At 72.5% G+C, this 2,961-nt stretch carries 3 protein-coding genes; 2 read left to right on the forward strand and 1 reads right to left on the reverse strand.

Annotated elements, in window-relative coordinates:
* On the reverse strand, positions 1 to 574 hold a 574-nt coding region (locus VF794_RS22510; protein ID WP_331113668.1), incomplete at its 3' end, for a sigma-70 family RNA polymerase sigma factor.
* Between the two features lie 300 nt (positions 575 to 874).
* Here VF794_RS22510 and VF794_RS22515 point away from each other — a divergent pair.
* Positions 875 to 2,110, forward strand: a complete 1,236-nt coding sequence (locus VF794_RS22515; protein ID WP_331113669.1) for a hypothetical protein — start codon at positions 875 to 877, stop codon at positions 2,108 to 2,110.
* Complete coding sequence (locus VF794_RS22520; RefSeq protein ID WP_331113671.1) at positions 2,107 to 2,832, forward strand: hypothetical protein; 726 nt, start codon at positions 2,107 to 2,109, stop codon at positions 2,830 to 2,832. The genes VF794_RS22515 and VF794_RS22520 overlap by 4 nt, the downstream gene beginning before the upstream one ends.
* Positions 2,833 to 2,961: the final 129 nt, after the last annotated feature.

Raw genomic sequence — 2,961 nt, forward strand, 5'->3', positions numbered from 1 at the left:
AGCTCCACCCCTTCACTTCCATCCCTTCCAGGTAGCCGCGGGCCTGGAGGAACTCGAGCAGCCGCGTCTTCAGCCCCAGTTCCCGCCTGCGCACCTGGATGCGCGTCATCCCCAACCGCTCCGCCACCCCTTCCTGCGCCAGCTCCTCATCCCCGAAGCGCAGCTCGAACAGCTGCCGCTCCTCCGCCGTCAGCCCCGCCTTGAAGCTCGCCAGCAACCCCTCCACCTCCCGGTCCTCCATCGACTGGGCCAACCCCTCCCCTTCCAACGGAGGCTGTCCCGCTTCCTCGAAGGGCTCCAACCCCACCGCCACCTCGCGCTCCCTCGACTGCTCCAAGAGCACGTTGCGCGCGATGCCCACCAGGAAGTGCCCGTAGGGGCGCACCCCGTCGTACGCCGCCCGTGTCCTCGGCTCGAAGGCCCGGGCGAACGTCTCCAGTACCGTGTTCTCCAGGTCCAGGGCGCCCCTCATGCCCCGCCAGGCCATGGCGCGCAGCATCCGCGCCAGCGTCTCGGCGTGCGCCTGGTACACCCGCGCCATCGTCTGCGGGTCACCGTCCCGGAAGCGTTGCAATGTCCGCGCATCCCACTCCATCCGTTGGCGACTTACCGTGCCCCACTGCCTGCCGTCACCCCTCCCTCATGCTGTCATTGCGATTTGACGGCCTGATTGGATCTCCAAGGTTGGGAAAATCGGCACGAACCAGGGTCCGGGTCGCCTGGGCGACCCCTGAGGTAGGGGGTACATCCGCCACCGCCAAAGATTGTCTGGGTGACATTGGGCGTATGACTCCCGCGCACCCTTGGCCCCTTGCGACCCTTGTCCCCTCCCGTAGACACTCGCGCGCCTATGCGACCGCTCCGATGCGCTCCGGTGGCCTTGTGGGTCGCGCTCCTCGTCGGCACCGCCGCGAGCGCCGCGCCCGAGCGGGTCACCTACGCCCTCATCCTCGCCAACAACGCCAGCACCGACCCGAAGCAGGCGCCCCTGCGCTACGCGGATGATGATGGCGCCCGCTACTACGAACTCTTCGCCCCCCGCACCCGCGAGACCGTGCTCCTCTCCGTGCTGGACGCGGAGACCCAGTCCCTCCACCCGGGGCTCGCCGCCAGGACACGCCCGCCCACCCGCGCCGCCCTTCAGGAGGCCCTCGGCCGGCTCAACGCCCGCATGGATGCGGACCGGGCACGCGGCGCCGAGCCGGTGCTGTACTTCGTCTTCACCGGCCACGGAAAGCGCGGGCCCGCGGGCGAGGGCGCGGTGAGCCTCCTCGACGCGCCCTTCACCCGCACCGACCTCTACGAGAAGGTCATCGCCCCCAGCCGCGCCTCCCTGCTCCACCTCATCGTGGATGCGTGTGACTCGTACTTCTTCGTCAACTCGCGCGGCGCGCTGCCGGTGGCCCCCGCCCGCTTCGAGGCCGTGAAGAGCCTGCTGGCCACGCGCGAGCTGTCGCGCTACCCGCACGTGGGCGCCGTGCTGTCCACCACCCGCGAGCAGGAGAGCCATGAGTGGAGCGCCATCCGCTCGGGCGTCTTCAGCCACCAGGTGCGCTCGGCCCTCGCCGGGGCCGCGGACGTCAACGCCGACGGGCGCGTGGAGTACTCGGAGCTCCAGGCCTTCGTCGCCGCCGCCAACCAGGGCGTGGAGGACGTGCGCGGCCGGCTCGACGTCTCCATCCAACCGCCCCCACTCGACCGCGCGGCGCCACTGGTGGACCTCGGGGGCGAGGCGCGCCTGGGCTTCCTCCTGCTCCCCGCGGGGCTGGAGGGGCGGCTGTGGGTGGAGGACGCGCGCGGCGTCCGGGTGACGGAGTTCCACAAGGCGCGCGAGCGCTCGGTGGTGCTGGGGCTGCCCCTGGGCAGCGGCTACTACCTGCGCGCCACGGGACGCGAGGCCCCCTTCCAGCTCTCCCGGGCGAGCGTGGTGGTGGATGCCGCGGGCCTCCCCTGGCGTGACAACACCTTCGCCTCGCGCGGGGCGGTGGAGGATGCCTTCCGCGACCGGCTCTTCTCCGTGCCCTTCGGCCCCCACTTCTATACCGGTTACATGGCCAGCCTCGGCCAGATGCCCGTCGCTCCCGAACAGGAGCCCGACCTCTCTCCATGACGTTGCTCCCCTTCGCGTTGCTGTTGTCCCTGGCGGCAACCCCGGCCCCCTGCACGGGTGAGCGGGTGGTGCTCGTCCCCTTCCAACCGGTGGCGCTCTCGAGCGCCGAGGCCCGCCAGCTGGAGGACACCGTGCGCCGGACGTTGGAGGCCACGCCCGGGCTGTGCCTGGAGCCGCGCGCGAGCACGGTGGCGAAGGTCCGCGCCCTGGGAGGCCGGCTCCCCACCTGCGTGGATGCCGGGTGCCGGGGCGCGCAGGTGAAGGCGCTCGACGCGGACCGGCTCGTGCGCGGGGTGGCGCTCGGGGTGGGCGGCGGGCACAGCGTGGCGCTCACGGTGGTGGACCGCGAGGGCCAGGAGTCCCGCACCACCGCCCAGCTCTCGGGAGAGGGACTCCCGCCCGGCCTGGAAAAGATGTGGGCGCCGCGTCCCCCGCCCCAGCTCGTGGAGCGCCCGAGGAAGGCGTGGCCCACGGTGCTGCTGGCGGCCGGGGGCGTCGCGCTCGCGGCCGGAGTGGGCTTCGGGCTGGTTGCGCGCCGCTCGGAGACGAGCCTGTCCACGGGCAACGCGGGCTGCTCCGGTGAGGGCGAGGCCTTCCGCTCCTGCTTCGCCGGGCGTCTCCAGCAGGGCCGTCAGCAGTCGCGCGCGGCCAACGTGCTGATGGGGGCGGGCGCGGTGCTGGGCGCGGGTGGGGCCCTCTTCCTCGTGTGGGAGCTGCCATGAGTCGCTGGCCGACGTGGCTGGGACTGGCCGCGCTCCTGGGCGGGGCCGCGTGCGTCTTCCAACCGGACCTCTCCCGCTTCCCGAAGTGCGAGGCCGGGGGCACGTGCCCCATGGGCTCGACGTGCCTCG

Origin of the sequence: Archangium sp., from assembly GCF_036389735.1 — a bacterium.
Lineage (GTDB): Bacteria > Myxococcota > Myxococcia > Myxococcales > Myxococcaceae > Archangium.

Coding starts and splice junctions, on each gene's coding strand:
- VF794_RS22520 (WP_331113671.1), top strand. CDS start 2,107: ATGACGTTGCTCCCCTTCGCGTTGCTGTTGTCCCTGGCGGCAACCCCG.